Source organism: Streptomyces sp. NBC_00582, from assembly GCF_036345155.1.
Taxonomy (GTDB): domain Bacteria; phylum Actinomycetota; class Actinomycetes; order Streptomycetales; family Streptomycetaceae; genus Streptomyces.
Genome location: NZ_CP107772.1, coordinates 5,559,420 through 5,577,418, shown reverse-complemented (window position 1 = coordinate 5,577,418; position 17,999 = coordinate 5,559,420). Strand labels below are relative to the sequence as shown.

Annotated in this window: 13 protein-coding genes and 2 tRNA genes; 5 read left to right on the top strand and 10 right to left on the bottom strand. The window is 72.3% G+C overall.

All coding sequences use genetic code 11. The annotated features are described in order from the left end of the window. Positions 1 to 307 precede the first annotated feature (307 nt). The 7 genes from OG852_RS24875 to OG852_RS24845 all read right to left on the bottom strand — a co-directional run bounded on the left by OG852_RS24875 (position 308) and on the right by OG852_RS24845 (position 8,404). Positions 308 to 2,521 carry a glycosyltransferase family 39 protein gene (locus OG852_RS24875; protein ID WP_330348993.1) on the bottom strand — a complete coding sequence of 738 codons (2,214 nt, stop codon included), beginning with the start codon at positions 2,519 to 2,521 and terminating at the stop codon, positions 308 to 310. Next, entirely contained in the window at positions 2,518 to 4,041 is a 1,524-nt protein-coding gene (locus OG852_RS24870; RefSeq protein WP_330348992.1) for a bifunctional glycosyltransferase family 2/GtrA family protein, read from the bottom strand. The genes OG852_RS24875 and OG852_RS24870 overlap by 4 nt, the downstream gene beginning before the upstream one ends. A 14-nt stretch (positions 4,042 to 4,055) precedes the next feature. Continuing rightward, positions 4,056 to 5,699, bottom strand: coding sequence for a HAMP domain-containing sensor histidine kinase (locus OG852_RS24865; protein ID WP_330348991.1), 1,644 nt, complete (start codon positions 5,697 to 5,699; stop codon positions 4,056 to 4,058). After that, positions 5,696 to 6,436 (bottom strand): response regulator transcription factor, encoded by a 741-nt coding sequence (locus OG852_RS24860; RefSeq protein ID WP_062701118.1) that lies wholly within the window; start codon positions 6,434 to 6,436, stop codon positions 5,696 to 5,698. Before OG852_RS24860 ends, OG852_RS24865 begins: the two co-directional genes overlap by 4 nt. 156 nt (positions 6,437 to 6,592) lie before the next feature. Further along, positions 6,593 to 6,946 (bottom strand): antibiotic biosynthesis monooxygenase family protein, encoded by a 354-nt coding sequence (locus OG852_RS24855; protein WP_330348990.1) that lies wholly within the window; start codon positions 6,944 to 6,946, stop codon positions 6,593 to 6,595. Between the two features lie 218 nt (positions 6,947 to 7,164). Continuing rightward, positions 7,165 to 8,046, bottom strand: coding sequence for a DUF2797 domain-containing protein (locus OG852_RS24850; RefSeq protein WP_330348989.1), 882 nt, complete (start codon positions 8,044 to 8,046; stop codon positions 7,165 to 7,167). Beyond that, on the bottom strand, positions 8,003 to 8,404 hold the full coding sequence (locus OG852_RS24845; protein ID WP_330348988.1) for an HGxxPAAW family protein: 402 nt from the start codon (positions 8,402 to 8,404) through the stop codon (positions 8,003 to 8,005). Before OG852_RS24845 ends, OG852_RS24850 begins: the two co-directional genes overlap by 44 nt. Positions 8,405 to 8,518: 114 nt before the next feature. Here OG852_RS24845 and OG852_RS24840 point away from each other — a divergent pair, with 114 nt between their 5' ends. Beyond that, complete coding sequence (locus tag OG852_RS24840) at positions 8,519 to 9,016, top strand: MarR family winged helix-turn-helix transcriptional regulator (RefSeq protein ID WP_133911215.1); 498 nt, start codon at positions 8,519 to 8,521, stop codon at positions 9,014 to 9,016. Here the strand turns inward: OG852_RS24840 and OG852_RS24835 are convergent. Continuing rightward, positions 9,006 to 10,094, bottom strand: a complete 1,089-nt coding sequence (locus tag OG852_RS24835) for a hypothetical protein (RefSeq protein WP_330348987.1) — start codon at positions 10,092 to 10,094, stop codon at positions 9,006 to 9,008. The two genes, OG852_RS24840 and OG852_RS24835, sit on opposite strands and share 11 nt — an antisense overlap. A 342-nt stretch (positions 10,095 to 10,436) precedes the next feature. Between OG852_RS24835 and OG852_RS24830 the strand changes: the two genes are divergently transcribed. After that, positions 10,437 to 10,931 carry a GNAT family N-acetyltransferase gene (locus OG852_RS24830; protein ID WP_330348986.1) on the top strand — a complete coding sequence of 165 codons (495 nt, stop codon included), beginning with the start codon at positions 10,437 to 10,439 and terminating at the stop codon, positions 10,929 to 10,931. Between the two features lie 184 nt (positions 10,932 to 11,115). Beyond that, positions 11,116 to 11,913: a bestrophin-like domain gene (locus OG852_RS24825; protein ID WP_208117085.1), complete on the top strand. Its 798-nt coding sequence runs from the start codon at positions 11,116 to 11,118 to the stop codon at positions 11,911 to 11,913. A 132-nt stretch (positions 11,914 to 12,045) separates the two neighbouring features. Here OG852_RS24825 and OG852_RS24820 read toward each other — a convergent pair. Then, positions 12,046 to 12,118, bottom strand: a tRNA-Arg gene (locus OG852_RS24820). Positions 12,119 to 12,322: 204 nt separating this feature from the next. Beyond that, positions 12,323 to 12,416: transfer RNA gene (locus tag OG852_RS24815), tRNA-Ser, on the bottom strand. A 157-nt stretch (positions 12,417 to 12,573) separates the two neighbouring features. Here OG852_RS24815 and OG852_RS24810 point away from each other — a divergent pair. Continuing rightward, complete coding sequence (locus OG852_RS24810) at positions 12,574 to 13,245, top strand: SSI family serine proteinase inhibitor (protein WP_443064558.1); 672 nt, start codon at positions 12,574 to 12,576, stop codon at positions 13,243 to 13,245. Positions 13,246 to 13,508: 263 nt separating this feature from the next. Next, the gene (locus OG852_RS24805) at positions 13,509 to 17,984 is read left to right on the top strand and encodes a response regulator (protein ID WP_330348985.1); all 4,476 of its coding nucleotides are present in this window, start codon (positions 13,509 to 13,511) and stop codon (positions 17,982 to 17,984) included. Positions 17,985 to 17,999 lie beyond the last annotated feature (15 nt).

The following is a 17,999-nucleotide window of genomic DNA, read 5'->3' as shown; positions in this document are numbered from 1 at the left end:
AGAGGGTTCGGCCACAAGACACCGGGGCCCCGCCGACTGTGACAGCATGTGGCACAGCTCACACCAGAGCTCCCTGTTTCACCTGGCCCGCCCTGCGCAGCGGCCCCGCCGCCACCAGTCCTCCGCCCAGTGCGGCAACCGCTCCCACCAGCGGGCCCCGCGTCCAGCCCGGCCGACAGCGACCGGCCCGACGTCACGGGGAGGTAGCCATGCCGTACACCGCGGAAGACTTCCCATACGGCGTACAACTGAGGTGCGAGGAAGGGCGGTGGCCGCCGGCCACCGCCCTTCACCCGCTTGCGCCGCCTCAGCTGTCGGAGCTGCTCGCCTTCTGCGTCAGGTCGTAGAAGGTGGACGAACCCACCGTCACCTTCTTGAAGTTGGCCTCGACCCAGGAGGTGATCTGCGAGGACGTGCCGCTGCTGCTGCCGCCCATGCCGCCGCCGGTGCCGCTGGAGATGAAGTAGTGGATCTTGCCGTCCGCCACGTACTCCTTGAACTGCGCCAGCGTCGGGGACGGGTCGGTGCCGTTGAAGCCGCCGATCGCCATGACCGCCTCGCCGGTGGAGAGCTGGTAGCTCGCCGCGTTCTGCGCGCCGATCGCCGCCGCGACCCAGGTGTACGTGCCGGAGTCGGTCTCCAGCAGCTTCTTGGCCTCGTCGGAGACGCTCGCGCCGTTCAGCAGGCCGCCGACGCCACCGCCGCCGCCCATGCCGCCGCCGTCACCGGTCTGGCCGCCGGGGCCGCCCTGCTGGTTCTGGCCCTGGTTCTGGGTGTTGCCGTTGCCGTTCTGCTGGTTCTGGCCGCCGCCCGGGAAGCCGCCGCCGGGGAAGCCGTTGCCGTTCTGGGAGGTACCGTTGCCGTTCTGCTGGCCCTGCTGGTTCTGGCCCTGCCGGCCCGGCATACCGCCGCCGAAGCCGCCCCGGCCGCCGCCACCGCCCGGACCGCCGCCCATCATGGACGCGCCCGCCGGGCCCGCCGTGACGATGGAGCCGGTGTGGCCCGTCTGCAGGGTGCTGATCGTGTACGCCGTCGGGCCGGCCAGGGAGGCGACCAGGCCGACGGAGGCCGCCGCGAGGGCCAGCTGCCGGTTGATCCGGCCCGCGAAGACCAGGCCGAGCGCGGCGGCGAGACCGCCGATCAGGACCAGCCACTTCAGCCACGGCAGGTAGTCCGAGGTGCGGTTGAGCAGGACGTACGACCAGGAGGCCGCCGCCACGACCGAGGCCGCGAGGGTGATCGAGGCCCACAGCTCGGACCGCTTCTCCCACAGCAGACCGGCGCCCATACCGATCACGGCCGCCATGTACGGGGCGAGGGCCACCGTGTAGTACTGGTGGAAGATGCCCGCCATGTAGCTGAAGACGACCATGGTGATGAGCAGCGAGCCGCCCCAGACGAGGAACAGACCGCGGGTGGCCGAGGTGCGCCTCAGTGTGCGCGTGGCCACCAGACCGGCGACCAGCAGGATCAGCGCGGCCGGCAGCAGCCAGGAGATCTGTCCGCCGATCTCGGAGTTGAACATCCGGTCCCAGCCGGTCTCGCCCCACTGGCCGCCGCTGTTGCCGCCACCGCCGCCGACGCTGCCGGTCTCCTCGCCGTTGAGGCGGCCGAGACCGTTGTAGCCGAAGGTCAGCTCCAGGAAGGAGTTGTTCTGCGAGCCGCCGATGTAGGGGCGGGAGGAGGCGGGCCACAGTTCGACGATCGCGACCCACCAGCCGCCGGACGCGATCAGCGCACCGGTGGCCAGGGCGAGCTGTCCGAACCGCTTCTTCACGCTCACCGGCGCGCAGACCGCGTAGACGATCGCGAGCGGCGGGAGGATCAGGAACGCCTGGAGCGTCTTCGCGAGGAACGCGAAGCCGATCGCGACCCCGGCCCACACCAGCCACTTGGTGCGGCCGTCCTCCACCGCGCGGGCGGTGAAGTAGCAGGCCACGGCCATGAGCAGGGCCAGCATCGCGTCCGGGTTGTTGAACCGGAACATCAGCGCGGCGACGGGGGTGAGCGCGAGCACGGCGCCCGCGATCAGGCCGGCCGCGGCGCTGAACCGGCGGCGCACCGAGGCGTAGACGACGGCGACCGTGCCGACGCCCATCAACACCTCGGGAGCGAGGATCGCCCACGAGTTCAGACCGAAGATCCGGACCGACAGGGCCATCGGCCACAGGGAGGCCGGGGGCTTGTCGACGGTGATGGCGTTGCCCGCGTCCAGCGAGCCGAAGAAGAACGCCTTCCAGGACTGGCTGCCCGCCTGGACGGCCGCCGAGTAGAAGGAGTTGGCGTACCCGGAGGCGCTCAGGTTGTAGAGGTAGAGGAGGAGGGTGGCGAGGAGGAGACCGAGGAACGCGGGGCGGACCCAGCGGGCGTCCTCGGGGCGGCCGCGCCACAGCCTGCGGTGCAGGGGCTGGTTCGGCTCGCCCGACTCGGGGGCCGGGGTGGCCGGCTGCTCCGGCTCTCTCGTGGGAGGGGCGCTCGGAGGCGGGCCCCAGGCCGTCGGCTGGTCGAGATGGGTGGTCATCGGGGGTCCCCCGGGTCGGTGTCGTGAGGGCGCACCGGCTGCAGTCGCGTGGTGGCGTCCCTCCAGGTGCCGTCCGCGGCTTCGCCGGCGCGGAACTGGGTGGTCTCTTGGGTGGCGGTGGTGTTCCGGTACGGCGAGGCGTACGCCGGCTCGGTCGGACGGGCCGGGTGCTGCGGCCCGTACGACGGTGCGGCCGGGTACGGCGACGCGTACGGCGTCGGCTGCGCCGGGAGGTGGGCGGCGACGACGGTCGACGCGGGGGCGTCGTCCTCGTCGTCGTCCCGTCGGTCCGAGAACACCCACGCGCGGAAGAGCAGGAAGCGCAGGATCGTCGCCGCGAGGTTGGCGGCGATGAGCACCGCGAGTTCGGTGGAGTGCGCGGGCTCGGTGGTCGCCGCGTTCAGGGCGACGAGGGAGCCGCTGGTCAGCGCCAGGCCGATGCCGAAGACGACCAGGCCCTGCGCCTGGTGCTTGACGGCCCCGCCGCGGCCGCGGACCCCGAAGGTCAGCCGTCGGTTGGCGGCGGTGTTGGCGACCGCGGACACCAGCAGGGCGAGCGCGTTGGCGGACTGCGAGCCGCCGAGCTGGCGGAAGCCGCTGTAGAGCAGCAGATAGAACAGGGTGGACAGACCGCCCACGACGCAGAAGCCGACGAGCTGGCGGGCCAGCCCCTTGGGCACGTCCTGGATCTCACGGTCGCGCGGGTCGTCGCCGAAGGGGCGGGTGAGCCGGTCCAGCGACAGGGATCCGGTGGCCAGGGCCTTGCCCACGCGCCAGACGCCCTTGAGGTCCTCGGTGGCCGTCTTCACGATGTGCACCGTGGAGTCCGGGTCGTCGACCCAGTCGACCGGCACCTCGTGGATCCGGAGACCGGCACGCTCGGCGAGCACCAGCATCTCGGTGTCGAAGAACCAGCCGGTGTCCTCCACCAGGGGCAGGAGCACCTGGGCCACATCACGGCGGATCGCCTTGAAACCGCACTGGGCGTCCGAGAAGCGGGCCTGGAGCGAGCCGCGCAGGATCAGGTTGTAGGCGCGGCTGATGAACTCCCTCTTCGGGCCGCGCACCACGCGCGAGCTGCGGGAGAGCCGGGAGCCGATCGCCAGGTCGGAGTGACCGGAGATCAGCGGGGCCACCAGCGGCAGCAGCGCGTTGAGGTCGGTGGACAGGTCCACGTCCATGTACGCGAGGATCGGGGCGTCCGAGGCCGACCAGACGGTCCGCAGCGCACGGCCGCGGCCCTTCTGCTCCAGCCGGAAGTTCTTGACCTCCGGGATCCGCGCCTCCAGCCGGCACGCCACCTCGGGGGTGGTGTCGATCGACGCGTTGTCCGCGATCGTGATGCGGAACGGGTACGGGAACGTACGCGTCAGGTGGTCGTGCAGTCTCTCGACGCACGGCTGGAGGTCCTTCTCCTCGTTGTAGACGGGGATCACTACGTCCAGGACAGGCGTACCGGCTGTGGCGGCCGGGAGGTGCTCCCGCGCCGGCAGGGTGCCGGGAGAAGAGTCGGTTCGCATGCCAACGACTTTCGTCAAGCGCCCTGTTGCACCCATGTGGTGGCACTGTGTTCGACCTGTGAGTCCAGTTGCCAGTTCGTTTCGGGCGCGGGCTGGGGGACGGCGGGGGCGAGAGCGGGCAGATGCACCGTGAAGATGGTCTGCCCGGGCACGCTGTCCACCGTCACGGCACCGCCGTGCGCGGTCGCCACGGCCTGCACGATGGCGAGGCCGAGGCCGGTGGAGCCGGTGGTACGGGAACGGGCCGAGTCACCCCGGGCGAACCGCTCGAAGACATGGGGGAGCAGGTCGGGCGGGATGCCCTGCCCGTTGTCCTGGACGTCGACGCACAGCCACGGTCCGCGCCGCTGCACCCGTGCGACGACGGTCGTCCCGGGCGGGGTGTGGGTACGGGCGTTGGCCAGCAGGTTGACGAGCACCTGCTGGAGACGGGCCGAGTCGGCGGAGACGAGCGCGGGCTCCTCGGGCAGCTCCAGCCGCCACACATGGTCGCGTCCGGCCGCGCGGGCGTCGCTGATGGTGTCGATGACCAGCGGGACGAGGTCGGTCTGCTCGAACTGCAGCGGGCGGCCGGCGTCGAGCCGGGCGAGCAGGAGCAGGTCCTCGACGAGGAGGGTCATCCGGCCGGCCTCGGACTCGATCCGGCCGAGGGCGTGCTTGGTGTCGGGGCCGACCTGTTCGCGTCCGCGGCGGGTGAGCTCGGCGTATCCGCGGATCGACGCGAGGGGGGTACGGAGCTCGTGGCTGGCGTCCGCGACGAACTGCCGGACCCGCATCTCGCTCTCCTGGCGGGCGTGCAGGGCGCCGTGGACATGGTTCAGCATCCGGTTCAGCGCGGCGCCGACCTGCCCGACCTCGGTGTGCGGATCCGTCTCCGACTCGGGCACCCGCTCGCTGAGGTTGACCTCACCGGTGTGCAGGGGCAGCTCGGAGACTCGGGTCGCGGTGGCGGCGACCTTGCGGAGGGGGCGGGTGGCGACGTTGACCATGACGGTCCCGGCGAGACCGGCGGCGACGAGACCGGCGACGGTGAGGCTGATCTCCACGATGATCAGGGTGTTGATGGTGCCGTCCACGTCGGAGGTGGGGATGCCGACGTAGAAGGAGCCGTTGTTGCCTTTGACGTACTGGACCCGGTAGGTGCCGAGGTCGGGGATGTCGACGGTGTGCCGCTTCCCGTCCTGCGTGACCGAGCCGAGCACCTTGAGCTGGGCCTCGGTGAGGGTCTCGGCGTTCATCTGCGGGATGTTGTTGTCGTCGTTCTTCTTGGCGCCGACCTTGCCGTAGCTGATCGAGCCGTTCTCGATCTTGGCCGCGAGGGACCTCTGCGGTCCCGGGGCCCGGCTGACGAAGTCGGTGATGACGTCGGTCGACTGCTGCTTGGGCGCATTGCTGTCGCTGTTGCCCGCGGTGCCGTTGTTGTTCTTTGCCCCGGGTCCCCCTCCGAGGGGCCCACCGGAGACCCGCATGGTGCTTTCCTTCAGGGAGCCGTCCAACTGCCCGTAGAGATGGTCCCGCAGCACCAGCGTGGTGACGGTGCCGATCACCGCGCACACCACGGCGATCAGTGTCACGGACACGACGACGAGCCGGGTCCGCAGGGTGCGCGGCTTTCCCGCTCGTCGCTTCTGCGGACGTGGCCGTCGTCGCCCGCTCATGACGCGGCGGGCTTGATCAGGTAACCGGCCCCACGCCGGGTGTGGATCATCGGCTCACGGCCGGCGTCTATCTTGCGGCGCAGGTAGGAGATGTACAGCTCGACCACGTTGGCCTGGCCGCCGAAGTCGTACGACCACACCCGGTCCAGGATCTGCGCCTTGCTCAGCACGCGCCGCGGGTTGCGCATCAGGAAGCGCAGCAGCTCGAACTCGGTGGCGGTGAGGTGGATGTTCTCCCCGGCCCGCGAGACCTCGTGGCTGTCCTCGTCCAGGGTGAGGTCACCGACGACGAGGACGGAGTCGGAGCGCCGGTCGGCGGCACCGGAACGCCGGATGAGCCCACGCAGCCGGGCCACGACCTCTTCCAGGCTGAACGGCTTGGTGACGTAGTCGTCGCCACCGGCGGTGAGCCCGGCGATACGGTCCTCGACGGCGTCCTTCGCGGTGAGGAACAGGACGGGGACGTCCGGCAGCTCACGGCGCAGCCGGCCCAGGACGGTCAGCCCGTCCATGTCGGGCAGCATCATGTCGAGGACGACGGCGTCGGGACGGAACTCCCGGGCGGTCTGGATGGCACCGGTGCCGTCTCCCGCACTCCGGATCTGCCATCCCTCGTAGCGCAGGGCCATGGAGAGCAGTTCGGTGATCGACAGCTCGTCGTCCACCACAAGCACTCGGACGGGGCTCCCGTCCGGCCTCAGCAGTTCGGTGCGCCCCTGGGGCGAGGTCGTGGTCATGGGGAACACCTTGTCGGTGTCCTCTTAGAGCACTCTTTCGACAACCTGTGATTTCCCTGAGAAACTCACAGGAGCCTCTCAGGCAATGCCTGGCAACCCCTGACGCGGAGTTGATCTCGGGCGGCTGCGGCCCTGGTCACCGCACATCATCCCCGATCAGCCGGGTGCGGGCCGTTCGAACCCGTGGCTGTGTTCCACCTTGGCGATGTGCAGGGAGTAGCGCTCGTACCAGTGCGCCCTCCCGTGCTCCTTGGCCGCCCGATGCTCCTCGTGCGCCCGCCATCGCTCGATGCCGGCCAGGTCCCGGAAGTAGGCGACGGTGATGCCGAGTCCTCCCGGTGTACGGGCCGAGTCCTCTCCCAGGAACCCCGGGACGTCCTTCACCAACTCCCCTAGCCGCTCGGCCGTCTCGCCGTATCCCGCGTCCGGCTCGGTGCGCAGGGAAGTGAAGACGACGGCGTAGTACGGCGGTTGATGTGCGGGGACAGGTGCGATCCGCTGTTCGCTCATGTCACCCACGATCGGCCGGGGGCCGCCACGGGTCCAGAGACCTTGCCGAACGGGATCCGTCCGGGATCCAAGTCTTTACCGAGGCGCGGCTCTTCAGCGGGGAGCGGCTCTTTACCCAGGCTTCTTCAGCGGGGAGCGGCTCTCCAGCGAGGCTTCTTCAGCGAGGCGCGGCTCTTCAGCGGGGCTTCTTCAGCGAGGGCCGGCCCGCGCGGCTCCGCTCAGAACAGGCCGTCCTGCAAATGCCCGCCTTCCTTGAACTCCCGTACGGGGAACCGCATGTCCACACCCGGCCCGGCGCCGACCGGCACCAGCTCCCACCCCCTCATCAACCGTGTGTCCAGCACGATCACCTCCTCCCCGCTCACCAGATGAAGATCGGGCCCGGCCGCCGCCACCAGCTCCCCGCTCACCGCGCCCCCGGCGACCAGCTCGCCGATCTCCCCCCGGGCGGCGGGCGCCGCGTCGAGTCCGAACACCGCCAGATGGTCGACACCTTCGAAGGGCGCCCGCGTCAACGACTCCGGCCACTCGGCCAGTTCGACGGCCCGTCCGTGCACCTCCCGTATCTCACACAGCCGCTCCTCCTCGTCCCCCGGCAGAGCACCCCGCACCGCCCGCTTCTCGGCGTACGGAATCCGGTCCGGCACCCGCAGCGCCGCCCGCAACAGCTCCTCGGTCCGGCGGGCGGCCATCAGCGGCCCGCTGCCCAGCCAGCAGAAGCAGACCGCCCCCTGCTCCAGCAACCGCGCCGACCCCCGCTCGACGGCCGTGATCCCGACCTTGACCAGCCCGGGCCCGAACCACGCCAGATAGACCCGGTAGGGCCGGGGATCGTCGGCGATCCCGTCCGCGGCGACGGAATGCGCCCGGTCCAGCCGCGCGCACTCCTCACACCGCGCCCCCGTGCTCCTCCCCGACACCGGCGCCCGCACCGGGCACGCGTGCCCGCGAGCTCCCACGCACCCCCGTACACCCCCTTCCGCGACCGCGAAGGCCACCCGTTTCCCCCAGGACAGCGGGCTGCGCCGCCCCCCGTCCCACAGCAGCACGGGACCCTCAGTCGACCACCGCAGCCCCGCGCACTTCCATGCCTGTGCCATCGCCCACCACGCTAGCCCCCACCTCTGACAACGCTCCCCGACCTGCGGCTTCGCGCCCGGCGCTCCGCCCGGCGAGCAGGCATCCGACGCACCCCGGGTGACCGCCGCGGGCCGACGCGTCCCGCACCCGCATCCCCCACTCCGCCCGGGGCCGCACGCCCGGCGGCTTGCCCCACCCGGTCAGGTGCAGCGCCCATGTGACCAGCAGGCTCACGATCACCACGGCACCGCCGCCGACCAGCAGAACGGGGGAGACGGCGCACACCCCCACCCCCATCACGGCGGTCCCGACGGTCGCGATGCCGAAGCCGGTCCAGCCGGCGACCGTGTGCCCCTCGTCGTACAGATGACCCGCCACGCCACTCCCTCACAATCTAAGAGGTTGATGTTCTTAACCTCTTACAAGGTAAGAGAAACCGAAAGCGGATAACAAGGACCCAGCACGAAACCTCCGAGAGGAATCTCCCCCGCGATGACAGCCCAGCAACCCCGCCCACGCCCCGCGGCGACCCCCGCCCAGGCGCTCTCGGCCATGGACGACCTCATCGCGGCGAGCATGATCGGCCAGCAGGAGATGGCCCAGCGCCTCGGTCTGAACGTCACCGACCTGACCTGCTTCGCCTACGTCCTCCAGGCGGGCGAGAACCTGCTGACGGCGGGCGAGTTGGCGACCCGCGTCCATGTCACCACCGGCGCGGTCACCGGCATCCTCAACCGTCTGGAGCGCGCCGGTTACGTCATCCGCCGCCCCGACCCGCAGGACCGCCGCAGGGTCCGCGTGGCCGCCGTACCCTCCGCCGTGGCCCGGGCGTACGCGCTCTACCAGCCGTACTACGACCGTCTGAACGAGCTCTTCGCGGACTACTCCGCCGAGGAGATCGCGGTCCTCACGGACTGGTTCACACGGGCGACCGCACTGGCGAACGCGTACCGCGAGGAACGCCGGGCGGACGAACCGGCTACGGAGTGAAGGAGACGACCGAGGTGTAGTCGGAACCGGCGTGGAACTCCATCCTCTGGGTCCCGCCCGGCGAGCCGATGGCCCCCAGGGACAGCGTCCAGGTCCGGGTGGAGCCGCTGACCGACGTCGAGAGGCCGGACCCCAGCTCGCTCCAACTCCACTCCGTCGACCGGCTTTTGTAGAGGCCGCCGTTCTCGATCATGTAGTCGGCGCCGAGGGCGGAGGGCGAGGGGTAGGGGAGCCGGTAGCCGGTGGAGGTGTCGCCGTCGACGTCGATGAAGACGTGGTAGTAGCGCTCCGAGGCGCGGAAGGCCGCCCGGAAGGTGACGGTTCCGGAGGACACGCAGACGGAGTAGGCGCCGACGGTGTCGGAGACCGAGCCCGAGCCGGAGGAGCAGGAACTGCCGTTGCCACTGCCGCCCGACCCCGTGCCGCCCTGCTTGGCGACGGCCGTCGAGGTGGCGGCGGGCTCGTCCTGGTCGTCCGTGCGGGAGGTGCCTGCGGTACCGGAGGTGCCGGCGGTGGCCGACTCCTTGGCCGACGCCTTCGAGGACGTGCTCGTCGTGTCCGCCGACGGCGAGGCCGACACCGACGCGGACGCCGAGGCCGACTCGGGCACGCTGGGCGGCCTGCCGTACGGCCCGCCCCCCTGCGTGTGGTCGGGCCCGGCACCCGGCACCGCCGCCGAGGACCGCCCGTCCCCACCGCCACGAACGAGGAACACCCCGGCGATCAGCGCGACAACGACGAGACCGACAGCGGCCAGCAGCACGGGGCGCCGTAACCGCCGCCGCACGGCCGGGGCCTGGGCCTGGGCCTCGGACCGGGCCGGGGCCGGGGCGGAGGCCGGGGCCGGGGCGGAGGCCGGGGCCGGGGCCGGGGCCTTCGGGGACCCTGCGCTCTTGGCGGAGCGACCACCCGCCGGGAGCTCCCCACCCGCACCCGGCCGGGCGGCCCCCGCCGCACCGCTCTTCACCTTGACCGGACCGGCCTGCGCGGACCCGGTCTTCGCCGAACCGGCGCTCCCCGAACCCGCCGCCGCCGTATCGCTGAGCTCCGCGACGAACGACTCGGCGGCCGAGGACATCACCGCCGGGGCGTCAGCCGCCTCCGGCTCGCCCCCGGCCTCCCCCCGGGAACCGGAGTCACCTGGGGCGCCCTCTCCGGTCCCCTCCCCGGTCCCCTTGTCGGCGCCCCGACCGGACGCCGCAGCGATCGCCGACGGCCCTTTGGACCGGCGCGGCAGCGGACCCTGCACTGTTGGGGCGTCCTTCCACGAGAGCTACGCCGAACGCATCCGACGGCAGCGGGCCGCCGATCGTACCGGGGTTGGACACGCATCCAACCCCACGATTGTTGTCGCGGCATTGCTTCGACCCCGCCCGCCCGGACCCCGATACGGCCGTGGCCCCGGCGCTACGCTCCCGACGTGACGTCATCCGACACCCCGCCGCACACCCCGCAGCCCCCTCGTGCGCCCCTCGTCCCCCCGGACTTCGACGTACCGGCCCCGCCCGCCACGGACACGTTCCGGCTGGAGCCCCTCGGCCCGCAGCACAACGCCGCCGACCACGCGGCCTGGACCTCCAGCATCGCCCACATCCGTGCGACCCCCGGCTTCGTCGGCCGCTCCTGGCCACCGCCGGAAGGCATGACCCCGGAGGCCAACCTCGAAGACCTGCGCCGACACGCAGAGGACTTCACCGACCGGACCGGCTTCACCTACACCGTCCTGTCACTCCCGGACGAGGACGTGATCGGCTGCGTCTACATCTACGGCTCCCGTGACACCCCAGGCGTCACCGACGTCCGCTCCTGGGTCAGAGCCGACCACGCCTCCCTCGACCCCGAACTCCACCGGGTCGTCAGCACCTGGCTGCACCACGAGTGGCCGTTCGCGCACGTGGCCTACGCACCCCGCTGACCGTTCTCCGGCCGCTTGGTGAGGAAGTCCGCAGAGGTCCTTCAGGTACAGCGTGCGCGGATCGATCAGCCGCATTCGGCTGTTCGGCCCACGAAGCGCGCCGCCGTGCCGGGCGTCGCGGGCATCCCAGGTCCTCCACCTGTGACCATGAAGCGTTCCTCGGAAGCGATCTGTGGGTGATCTGGTGAACTGGCTGACTTCGCTGCCGGCGGTGGCGCTGGTCGTGGGCGGACTCTTCTTCGCCCTCCTGGCCACGGCGGTGGCACGGGTCGGCGTCCGCGCCCTCGTACCGGCCGGGGAACGGGACCATGTGCCCCAGATCGCCATGCCCCTGATGTCCTCACTCGGCGCCGCCTTCGCGATCTTCGCGGCACTCTCACTGGCCAGCGAGGCCGGCTACCTGCGCGCGGCGGAGGCGCTGGTGAGCGACGAGGCAGCCGCGTCCTCCCGTCTGGCCTGGGCGGCGACCAGTCCACGGGTCCAGTCGGAGCCGATCCATCAGGCACTGCTGAACTACCTGCGGACCACGCGCGCCAGGGAATGGGAGGGCGCGGCGGCGGCGTCCGGCGACGACGCGGCCACCGCTCGCGCGATCGCACGGCTGGAGCGGACCGTGCGCACCGAGGCGGCCCGCCCCGAGGTCGGCACCACGACCGGCACGGAGCTGGTGGTCTCCCTGGACGGCGTCACCAGCAGCCGTCGCGCCCGCATCGCCGCCGCCTCCCGCGACGTTCCGGTCCTCTACGTCATCACGCTCGTGGTCAGCGGACTGGCCCTGATCGTGAACGCCGGCGCCCTGGTCTTCCGCAGCAGCCTGCGCACGTCCCTGCTGGTCGTGGGCCTCGGAAGCGTGGTCGGCCTGAGCCTGGCACTGCTCTTGGCCCTCACCGCGGCCTGGAGCGGACCGTTCATCGTCAGCGGACATCCCCTCGACGCCATCGTCACAGACCTGAGGTCCGGCTTCTTCAACAGCGGGCCGTAGCCGACGGGCTACGAGTGAGCGACTGAAGTCGCCGCGTACGAGGAGACGTTCACTCGCTTCCACGCCGTACTTCACTGCCGTACACCCCGAAACGCAAGAGGCCCCGGATCTCTCCGGGGCCTCTCACCTGTGTGCACTCGGCAGGATTCGAACCTGCAACCTTCTGATCCGTAGTCAGATGCTCTATCCGTTAAGCTACGAGTGCTTGTTATTCGGTTTTTCTGTCTTCGATCCTTGCCCTTCCGGGCCGCTCTCGGCGACAGGAAGAACATTACATGACTGCCGCCGACATGTGAAATCCGTTTAGCGCACCCCTTGTGACCTGCGAAAACGACCTCAGAGGGGGATCGGGAGGGGGCGCGGGAACGGCGAAGCCCCGGGCCGTGTACGGACCGGGGCTTCGGTGATCTGGCGGAGGCGGAGGGATTTGAACCCTCGATGGGCTTTAAGGCCCAAACCGCATTAGCAGTGCGGCGCCATAGACCGGACTAGGCGACGCCTCCAGCACAACCTCTCGCGTGGGTGCGAGTGGTGCGTGCAGATGATGACACAGTCGAGCGTGCTGTCACCAATCGACGTCCACGGTACTAGGGAGTCGGGTCACAGGGCAAAGGGCTTCCCCGTGCGCAACGTCCGGCGTGGCGCCGCGTTGGTCCGGGCATGTCGCAGGTCACCGCCATCTCGCCCCTCGCCCCCAGCCGCCGAGCCCGTCGCCGTCGACGGCTGGAGGGCGTCCTCGCCCTGTCCGTCTCCCTCGCCGCCCTCGGAGCCCTCGCCGCCCTTCTCCCCTCCTCCGCCTCCGCCGTCACCCCGCTCGCGCCGCCGCCCGTCCGGGACGAGGACCGGGCCGATCAGGATCACCTCGTCGTCACCGTCCGGCGCGCCGGTGGACGGGCCGACGGGGTGTTCGAGGTGTGGTGTCGTCCCGGCGGCGGCCGTCACCCGGACGTGTCGGGCGCCTGCCGGGCCGTCGAGCGGAACACCCGCTGGGGACGGGACCCCTTCGCCCCGGTGCCGAGCGGCGTCCTGTGCACCATGCGGTACGGCGGGCCGGCCACCGCCCATGTCAGCGGCCGCTGGGCCGGACGACCCGTCGACACGACGTACGACCGCCGCAACGGGTGCGCGATCGAGCGGTGTGATCGGATGGTGCCCCTGCTGCCCGCCCTTTCCGACCGTCTGCCCGCCCCCCACCTCCTGAACTCTCCCCGCGGCCTCCGCACGACCTTCCCCCGTGGCTTCCCACGGCCTCCCGGCGGCCTCATCACGGCCTTCCCACGGCCTTCCCACGCCCTCCCCGCAGCCTCATCACAGCCTCCCCGAGGGCGGTAGCCCGGGTTCCGTTCCCGGGCCGCCGTCCCCGGCCGGGCCGTCTCCCACAGGCGCCGCACCGCGGATTCACCCGTTCCGTAAAACTCCCGCGAAGGTCATGCGACCGTCAGACCGTCTGTGTCACTTCGTCGTGCGAGCTGCCTCTCATCCGGGGGCTGTGACGGGACCCCAGCCCTTAGACTCCCTCGCGTGACACGCTGCGGGCCGGTTGGCAATATGGCCCGAGCGGTCGGCAAGGTGCGGTAACAGGGAGGAAGCGACTCGTGAGCAGCAGGCCATCCCGAGGCGCTGCTCGCCTCGCAGCCATACTCGACGCGCTTCCCGACGCGTTGGTGCTCGTCAACGCAAACGGGACAGTCGTCAACGCGAACACCATCGCGCTCGAGGCCTTCGAGACGCCTGGTACGGCTCTGGTGGGGCGGGGGCTGCTCGATCTGCTTCCGCAGTTCGACTCCAAGCTGATCCCGGGGTCCATGCGGCGGCCCGATCACATGGACCCGCGCGGGCGGACCAAGCCCACCCGGATGATCGCCCGGCGGACCGACGGGACGGAGTTCCCGGTCGAGGTCACCAGCGCCAACCTGGAGAACGGGCAGCAGGCCTACGACGGCTACGGCTACAGCGGCGACGAGCTGCTGATGCTCGTCGTACGGGATCTGACCGGGACCGTGGACACCGAGGCCGAGCTGGCGCGGTCGCAGCGGCAGACCGAGATGATCCTGCGGGCCGCGTCGGAGGGGGTCGTCGGCACCGACACCGACGGGCGGATCGTGCTCGTCAACCCGGCCGCCGCGCAGATCCTCGGGTACCGGGCCAGCGATCTCGGCGGCAAGGAGCTGCACACCCTCGTCGTGCACTCGCGCGCCGACGGCTCGCCCTTCCCGTACGACGAGTCGCCGCTCGCCGACACCCTGCGCTCCGGGCGCAAGCACCGGGTGCGCGGGCAGGTGCTGTGGTCCAAGGGCGGGGAGAAGGTGTCCGTCGACCTGACCACCGCCCCCGTGCGCGACGGCGACCAGCTCGTCGGCGCCGTGATGACGTTCACGGACCGGCGGCCGTACGACGACCTCGCCGCGGAGAAGGAGGACGTCGAGAAGCGGCACGCGGACGAACTGGAGCGGCTCTCCGAGGAGCACGCCTCCGATCTCACCGCGCTCCGCCAGCGGCACGTCACCGAGCTGGAGGAGCTGCGCGAGCAGCACGCGGAGGACATCGCCGACGCCGAGGAGCGCTACGCGGCCCTCGGCGAGCGGGAGAAGGACCGGTACGACGCCCTCGCCGGGCGGTACGACCAACTGCTCACCCTCCTCGCGATCTCCCTGCGCGGGCCCCTCGACGAACTGCGCCGTGAGCTGGCCGCGCTCGCCGCCGACGACGCCGGGCAGCTCTGGCCCGAGGCCAACCAGGTCCTGCACCACCTGTCCGCCGGTTACTCGCGCATCACCACCCTCATCGACAACGTCCTCGGCTACCAGCGCCTCGACGCGGGCGGCGAGGTGATCGCCCGTACGAAGGTGATGCTGGACGCGGTCGTCGCCGCCGGTGTCGACGGGGCCGTCGAGCTCATCGGGCCCGGACGGGTGCAGTTCGCCGTGCACGCGCCGCCCATCGAGGCGGAGGTCGACGCCCGGCTCCTCGCGACCGCGCTCGCCCATCTCGTCGCCGATGTCGCGGGTGTCGACGCCACCGGCAACGCGCCCGTCTCGGCGGGCGGTTACATGGACAACACGGTCGTCGTCGCGGCCGCCCAGCGGGGCGAGGTCGTACGGATCGAGGTGCGCGGGCCGTACTCCGGGGGCGACCCGGTGCACGAGCCGATCGTGCGCGGGATCGTGCGCGCCCACGGCGGCGTCCTGCAGACGCACGAGGTGCCGGGCATGAGCGGCAGTGCCTACGTCCTCGAGGTCCCCCTCGGGGGCGGGGCGGGGGCCGTCGCCCCTCCGGCGCCCGCGGCGCTGCCCGCCGCACTGCCCGCGGTCCAGAGCGCCCCCGACGACGGCGAGCCGCCCGCCGAGCAGGCTCATGAGCAGGTGCATGGGCGCCGCCGCGCCCGCAGGTCCTCCGTGGACGCCTTCCTGGACGGCGACGTCCCTGGCTCGGCCGAGGGCGCCGAAGGGGAGAACGCGCCGCCCACCGGACGCCGACGCCGGCGTGGTCCGGCCGCCAACGAGACGCCCGGTGAGCTGCCGGAGGCGGCCGAGGACCACTCCGGCGGTTCCGGGCGGCGGCGAGGGCGTCCCGCCGAGGACGGCGGAGCCGGTGCGGGTGTGGCGGAGGGTGCGGTCGTGACCGCCGCCGAGAGCGCGGCCGGTACCGCCGCCGTGGGCACGGGACTGGGCGGGACCGTTCCGCCGCAGGGCGTGCCCGCGCCGCCCGGCGGACGACGGGCGCGGCGCGCCGACGAAGGACAGCAGAACGCCCTGCCGGCCGCCCTGCCCGCGGTCGCCGGTGCACCGGACGAGGACGCCGAGCCGACCGGGCGCAGGCGGCGTGCCCTCGCCGCGGCGTCCGAGCGCGCCGCCGCGCAGGAGGCTGGGCCGCGTACGGTGTTCGCCCTGCCGCCGGCCGAGGCGGACCGGGTGCCCGACGGCGCGGCCGTGCCCGCTCAAGGACAGGAGGCCGGGCCGGTTCCGGTTCCGGTTCCTGATCCCATGACGGTTCCTGATCCCATGACGGTGCCGGTGGCCGGTCAGGCTCCCGTGCCCGGTCAGGTTCCCGTGCCCGGTCAGGTCCCGGTGGCCGGTCAGGCTCCCGTGCCCGGTCAGGCTCCGGTGCCCGGTCAAGTTCCGGTGCCCGGTCAGGCTCCCGTGCCCGGTCAAGTTCCGGTGCCCGGTCAGGTTCCCGTGCCCGGTCAGGTCCCGGTGCCCGGTCAGGCTCCGGTGCCCGGTCAGGTTCCCGTGCCCGGTCAAGTTCCGGTGCCCGGTCAGGCTCCCGTGCCCGGTCAGGTTCCCGTGCCCGGTCAGGCTCCGGTGGCCCAGATTCCCGCCCAGGGCTCCTCCGAGGACGCCCTCATCGACCACGGCCGCCATGACGCCGTAGGACCCGACCAGGCCGACGATCACACTCCGCCGCAGCCGCACCCCACGGCCGCGCCCACAGGTCGCCGTCGTCGTGCCATCGGACAACCCGCGGAAGCGGCGGGTCTCGCGGAAGCGGGGGGTGTTCCGGTCCGGGCCACGGTTCCTCCGCAGGAGGGTGCCGGGCAGCCCCTCCCCGCCCAGGCTCCCTCCCGGGCAGCGGCCGCCGCGGCCCCGGCACCGGGCCGGCCGCTCCCCGCCGAAGCCGCCCCCGGCACCGCCCCGGCGGCTTCCGCCGCGACCGGCGCACCGATCGGAGCAGCCACCGGAGCGGCCCCCGCGCAGCCCCGGATCCCCACCCCGCCGACCGCGACCCCCAGCACGGGGACCCCGCTCCCGCCCGAGGCCCCCGTGCCCCCGGTCGCGCCCGTGGCGCAGCCGCTGCCCGCCGAGGCGGCGGCGCTGCCCCTGGACCCGAACTCGACGCAGGGCCGGGCGATCAGTGTGCGGACGCTGGGGCAGGGCGTCCCCTTCACCCGGCAGGCCGCCCAGGTGCAGCAGGCGCAGCCCGCCGCGCAGGCCACGGCCACTCCCGCCCCGCACGCGCCGGGCGGTTCCGGGCGGCGCCGCAAGCTGGGCACCCCGCCGGACCCGGCCTCCCGTCCGGAGCAGACGGCGCGTCCGCATCCGTCGGCCGAGCAGCCCGTCGCGGGCCAGGCGCCCCTGCCCGCGCAGCCCTCGCTCGCGGGACAACCGCCGGCCACCCCGCAGCCCTCGCTGTCCCAGCCGTCTCTGTCCCAGCCGTCTCTGGCTCAGCCCTCCCTGGCCGGTCAGGCGCGGCTCGTGCCCGGGGCGACCGACGGGGCGGGACGGTCGTACGCCATAGGGGCCCCGGACGAGAACGCCGCCGAGGGCCCGGAGCCGCTGGACGGTCCCGGTGGGGCCGTCGAGGTCGCGGATCCGCCGCGGCCGATGCCGATGGACGACGAGCTGCCGCCGGAGCCGCTGGACAACCCGCGCCGGCTGCTGGTGTGGCCCGCGCCGGACGTCTCCACCCAGCAGGCGCTGAGCGACCGCGGCTACCGGCCGGTGATCGTGCACTCGCGCGAGGAGGTCGACGCGCAGATCGCCGCGTTCCCGGCCGCGCTGTTCGTGGACCCCCTGACCGGGCCGATCACGCGTACCGCGCTGCAGTCGCTGCGGCAGGCGGCCGTGGCCGCGGAGGTCCCGGTCCTGGTCACGGCCGGGCTGGGGCAGGCGACGCGGGAGGCGGCGTACGGCGCCGATCCCGCCGTCCTGCTGAAGGCGCTCGCGCCGCGGGACAGTGAGCAGCACCCGCCGCGGGTACTGCTCATCGAGGAGCACGCGGAGATCGCGCTGGCGCTGACCGCGACGCTGGAGCGGCGCGGGATGCAGGTGGCGCGGGCGGCGAGTGACGCGGACGCCGTGACGCTCGCGGGCCAGCTCCGGCCGAACCTCGTGGTGATGGACCTGATGCAGGTGCATCGGCGGCAGGCCGGATTCGCCGGGATCATCGACTGGCTGCGGGTGAACGGCCAGCTCAACCGCACCCCGCTGGTCGTCTACACCGCCGCGGTTGACCAGGCGGACCTGCCCCGGCTGGCGTCGGGGGAGACGGTGCTGTTCCTGGCCGAGCGGTCGACCAGCCCCGAGGTGCAGGTCAGGATCGTGGACCTGCTGTCCCGTATCGGCGTCAACTGACCGGCCACCCCTGGG

Excerpts from the sequence above, each read along its gene's own strand:
- OG852_RS24875 (WP_330348993.1), bottom strand. The coding sequence starts at position 2,521 with ATGACCACCCATCTCGACCAGCCGACGGCCTGGGGCCCGCCTCCGAGC.
- OG852_RS24870 (WP_330348992.1), bottom strand. The coding sequence starts at position 4,041 with ATGCGAACCGACTCTTCTCCCGGCACCCTGCCGGCGCGGGAGCACCTC.
- OG852_RS24865 (WP_330348991.1), bottom strand. The coding sequence starts at position 5,699 with ATGAGCGGGCGACGACGGCCACGTCCGCAGAAGCGACGAGCGGGAAAG.
- OG852_RS24860 (WP_062701118.1), bottom strand. The coding sequence starts at position 6,436 with ATGACCACGACCTCGCCCCAGGGGCGCACCGAACTGCTGAGGCCGGAC.
- OG852_RS24855 (WP_330348990.1), bottom strand. The coding sequence starts at position 6,946 with ATGAGCGAACAGCGGATCGCACCTGTCCCCGCACATCAACCGCCGTAC.
- OG852_RS24850 (WP_330348989.1), bottom strand. The coding sequence starts at position 8,046 with ATGGCACAGGCATGGAAGTGCGCGGGGCTGCGGTGGTCGACTGAGGGT.
- OG852_RS24840 (WP_133911215.1), top strand. The coding sequence starts at position 8,519 with ATGACAGCCCAGCAACCCCGCCCACGCCCCGCGGCGACCCCCGCCCAG.
- OG852_RS24835 (WP_330348987.1), bottom strand. The coding sequence starts at position 10,094 with ATGTCCTCGGCCGCCGAGTCGTTCGTCGCGGAGCTCAGCGATACGGCG.
- OG852_RS24810 (WP_443064558.1), top strand. The coding sequence starts at position 12,574 with ATGTCGCAGGTCACCGCCATCTCGCCCCTCGCCCCCAGCCGCCGAGCC.